The organism is uncultured Bradyrhizobium sp., from assembly GCF_964252615.1.
Classification (GTDB): Bacteria; Pseudomonadota; Alphaproteobacteria; order Rhizobiales; family Xanthobacteraceae; genus Bradyrhizobium.
Genome location: NZ_CAXUNQ010000046.1, coordinates 1 through 4,341, shown reverse-complemented (window position 1 = coordinate 4,341; position 4,341 = coordinate 1). Strand labels below are relative to the sequence as shown.

The following is a 4,341-nucleotide window of genomic DNA, read 5'->3' as shown; positions in this document are numbered from 1 at the left end:
CGATCTTCTTTGCGCTGCTGGCCGGGACGCTGGCGACCATGACCTGGCTCGCGGCAGCCTATCCGGAGGCCGAGCGCGTCGGCGTCTTGCGGATTCCCACCACCCGCGGCGACCGGCTGTTCATCTCGCTGATCCTGGCCGCCGTCATTCATCTGTTATGGATCGCGTTTTTCGGCACCGACGCGCTGTTGACGCTGCCGATCGGGGAACAAGGAACTGAATTGTCGAGCCTGTGGCTCGCTACCGTGATTTCGCTTGTTTCAGCCGTTGCGATTTTCCGCAACGTTTGAGGAATGCGAAAAAGAGCAGATCCGGAAAAGCAATCCGGGCCTGAAGTCAGTTTGTCGCTGCAACGGAGGAACCAACTATGCGACACTTAACGACCAAATCCCGCTTAATGACGATGGCCAGCGCGGTGGCGCTGATTGCCGCTTCGGTCACGATCGCCGCGCCGGCGCGCGCCGACGATGCGACCGCCCAGAAATGGATCGACAGCGAGTTTCAACCCTCGACCCTGTCGAAGGCCGATCAGTTGAAGGAACTGCAGTGGTACGAAAAGGCCGCCCAGCCGTTCAAGGGCATGGAGATCAACGTGGTCTCCGAAACCATCACCACCCATGAATATGAATCCGCGACGCTGGCGAAAGCGTTCACGGAAATCACCGGCATCAAGGTCAAGCACGACATCATCCAGGAAGGCGACGTCGTCGAGAAGCTGCAGACCCAGATGCAGTCCGGCAAGAACGTGTATGACGGCTGGATCAACGACTCCGACCTGATCGGCACCCACTTCCGCTACGGTCAAACCGTCGTGCTGTCGGATTACATGACCGGCGAAGGCAAGGACGTCACCGATCCGATGCTCGACGTCAACGACTTCATCGGCAAGTCGTTCACCACCGGCCCCGACGGAAAGCTGTACCAGTTGCCGGACCAGCAGTTCGCCAACCTGTACTGGTTCCGCTACGACTGGTTCTCCAATCCGGACTACAAGTCCAAGTTCAAGGCCAAATATGGCTACGAACTCGGCGTGCCGGTGAACTGGTCGGCTTATGAGGATATCGCCGAATTCTTCACCAACGACATCAAGGAGATCAACGGCGTCCGGGTCTATGGCCACATGGACTACGGCAAGAAGGATCCGTCGCTCGGATGGCGGTTCACCGACGCGTGGCTGTCGATGGCCGGCAACGGCGACAAGGGCATCCCCAACGGTCTGCCGGTCGACGAATGGGGCATCCGCATGGAAGGCTGTCGTCCGGTCGGCTCGAGCGTCGAGCGCGGCGGCGATACCAACGGTCCGGCGGCGGTCTATTCGATCACCAAATATCTCGACTGGATGAAGAAGTATGCCCCGCCGCAGGCGCAGGGCATGACCTTCTCCGAATCCGGCCCGGTGCCGGCGCAGGGCGCGATCGCGCAACAGATCTTCTGGTACACCGCCTTCACCGCCGACATGGTGAAGCCCGGCATCGCCGTGATGAATGCCGACGGCACGCCGAAATGGCGCATGGCGCCGTCGCCGCACGGCGCGTACTGGAAGGACGGCATGAAGCTCGGCTATCAGGACGCCGGCTCGGTGACGCTGCTGAAGTCCACGCCGCCGGACCGCCGCAAGGCCGCCTGGTTGTATCTGCAGTTCATCAACTCCAAGACCGTGTCGCTGAAGAAGAGCCATGTCGGACTGACCTTCACCCGCGAGTCCGACATCTGGGACAAGTCGTTCACCGAGCGCGCGCCGAAACTCGGCGGACTGATCGAGTTCTATCGCTCGCCGGCGCGGGTGCAGTGGACCCCGACCGGCAACAACGTGCCGGATTATCCGAAGCTCGCGCAACTGTGGTGGCAGAACATCGGCGATGCCTCGTCCGGTGCGAAGACGCCACAGGCTGCGATGGACGCGCTCGCGGCCGCGCAGGATTCGGTGATGGAGCGGCTGGAAAAATCCGGCGTGCAGGGCGCCTGCGGGCCGAAGCTCAACAAGAAGGAGACGGCCGAGCACTGGTTCGCCAAGGCCCAGAAGGACGGCACCCTGGCGCCGCAGCGCAAGCTCGCCAACGAAAAGCCGAAGGGCGAGACCATCGACTATGACGCGCTGATCAAGTCATGGCCGGCCAGCCCGCCGAAGCGGGCGTCGAACTGAGAACGCCTCAACATCGTCATGGCCGGGCTTGACCCGGCCATCCACGAATTTCTTCGTTCCAGGACGTGGATGCCGGAGACAAGCCGGGGCATACCGGAAAACCAAAGGCCGGGAGCGATCTCGGCCTTTTTTTATCCTTGCGAGCGAAGCGATCCGGGAACGAGGAAGACGGTACTGTGGCCCGGCTGATGCGCAGGGAGACCCGGGTCTACTTTCCCGGACCACGCTTCCGGCTCGATCCGGGCTAGGGCATTATGCTTATTGCGCCGCCTGCAACAAATCTCCGAGCGCGGGATAGTCGGTATATCCCTTGGCGCCGCCGCCGTAGAACGTCGCCTTGTCCGGCGCATTCAACGGCGCACCGCGCCTAAACCTCTCCACCAGGTCCGGATTGGCGATGAACGGCTTGCCGAATGCGATCAGGTCGGCCTCGTTGGCGGCCAGTACCTTGGTCGCCAGTTCGAAGTCATAACCGTTGTTGGCGATGTAGGTGCCGCTGAAGCGCTTGCGCAACGAGCCGTAGTCGAATGGCGCGATGTCGCGCGGGCCGCCGGTCGCGCCTTCGATGACATGGATGTAGACAAGCTTCAGCGCGTTGAGATGATCGGCGATGTAATCGAACAGCGGCTGCGGATGGCTGTCGGAGACGTCATTGGCCGGCGTCACCGGCGAGATACGGATGCCGGTGCGATCCGCGCCCGCTTCCGCCGCCACCGCTTTCGAGACGTCCAGCATCAGCCTGGCCCGGTTCTCGATGGAGCCGCCATAGGCGTCGCTGCGTTTGTTGGTGCCGTCCTTGGCGAACTGGTCCAGCAGGTAGCCGTTGGCGCCGTGAATCTCGACGCCGTCGAAGCCGGCCTGCAGCGCATTTGCAGCGCCGCGCCTGAAACTGTCGACGATGCCGGGGATTTCCTCCAGCGCCAGCGCGCGCGGTTCGGAAATGTCGGTGAAGGTGCCGCCGACAAACGTCTTGCCCTTGGCGCGAATCGCCGAGGGTGCCACCGGCGCGCCGTTGTCCGGCTGCAGCGAGGTGTGCGAAATCCGGCCGACATGCCAGAGCTGGATAAAGATGCGGCCGCCGCGCTCATGGACGCGGTCCGTCACTGCGCACCAGCCGGCTACCTGCTGCTTCGAATAGATGCCGGGGGTGTCCTGATAACCCTGGCCTTGCTGTGAAACCTGGCTTGCTTCGGTGATCAGAAGACCGGCGGACGCGCGCTGCCCGTAATATTCGACCGCCAACGGGCTGGGTGCAAGGCCGGACGCCGCGCGGTTGCGGGTAAGTGGCGCCATCACCAGGCGGTTCGGAAGGGTGATCGGGCCGAGCCGGAACGGCTCGAAAAGTCTGGTCGCGAAGTTCATGTCGCTATTTCCGTAAAATTGCAGGTAATGCCGAGTTGGGAGCTGCGCCGGCAAAAGGCAATGCCGCACACCATCGCACTTTCGCAGGCTATTAGACAGGGTTGCCGCACCCGCGCGCTGGCTCCCGCCATCGACCAAAGCGGCGTTCACGTACTTGTGAATGTATACCTATCCCCACGCTCATAACCCGGCTTATGCTGACCGTGTCCTGCCCCACTACAGGGGCGCTCGCGAACGTCACGGACGCGGGGCAGGATGCGGTGGACGCGGCAGCGTCAGGCGCGAGGTGAGGTGACAGGGCCGATCCCCGCAAGGGGTCCGTGAGTTGCCGAACCGAACGCTGACGTACGGCGCTGCAGGCGGACGGTGAAGACGTGAGGTCCCGGTGTCCCGCGTGACACCAAGGGCCGATGAGAGCGCCCAAAGCCGGGCCAAGGCCATCCTCATCGGTTCCGACGGCAACGAAAAGCGAAGTCGGCTGCCGGGGAGCAACGAGATAAGCCGTTAAAACCATCGCGTGCGGGACGCCGGGAAGGCCGGTGTATCTGCGGTGACTGAAATACTCGTGTGCAGCCTACCCTTTTTCGCACGCGAGGCTGTGGGTGCACAGGGCACCCGGCGTTCCGCACGCCCTCTTCTCGAAGAGGGCGGGACGTTCACGGGCAAACCTCGGGCGCATGGCGCCGCGAGATCGTAAAGCCGTGTCTGACTCTGACTTCCGCTGTTTGAATTCGTGAATCAGGTTTCTTCAACACGCCGCGCCGCATCAAAGACGTGGATGGCCGGGTCAAGCCCACGGCTGTCCGGTTCATTGAAAGTATAGTCCAAGTTTCAGC

Annotated in this window: 3 protein-coding genes; 2 read left to right on the top strand and 1 reads right to left on the bottom strand. The window is 62.5% G+C overall.

What is annotated here, in order from left to right:
• Positions 1-2: 2 nt before the first annotated feature.
• Together ACFE72_RS19215 and ACFE72_RS19210 are read left to right on the top strand one after the other, a co-directional pair.
• Entirely contained in the window at positions 3-290 is a 288-nt protein-coding gene (locus ACFE72_RS19215; RefSeq protein WP_375414709.1) for a DUF2160 domain-containing protein, read from the top strand.
• Between the two features lie 113 nt (positions 291-403).
• Entirely contained in the window at positions 404-2,143 is a 1,740-nt protein-coding gene (locus ACFE72_RS19210; protein WP_375414746.1) for an ABC transporter substrate-binding protein, read from the top strand.
• A gap of 258 nt (positions 2,144-2,401) precedes the next feature.
• Here ACFE72_RS19210 and ACFE72_RS19205 read toward each other — a convergent pair whose 3' ends face one another.
• Positions 2,402-3,505 (bottom strand): alkene reductase, encoded by a 1,104-nt coding sequence (locus ACFE72_RS19205; RefSeq protein ID WP_375414708.1) that lies wholly within the window; start codon positions 3,503-3,505, stop codon positions 2,402-2,404.
• Positions 3,506-4,341 lie beyond the last annotated feature (836 nt).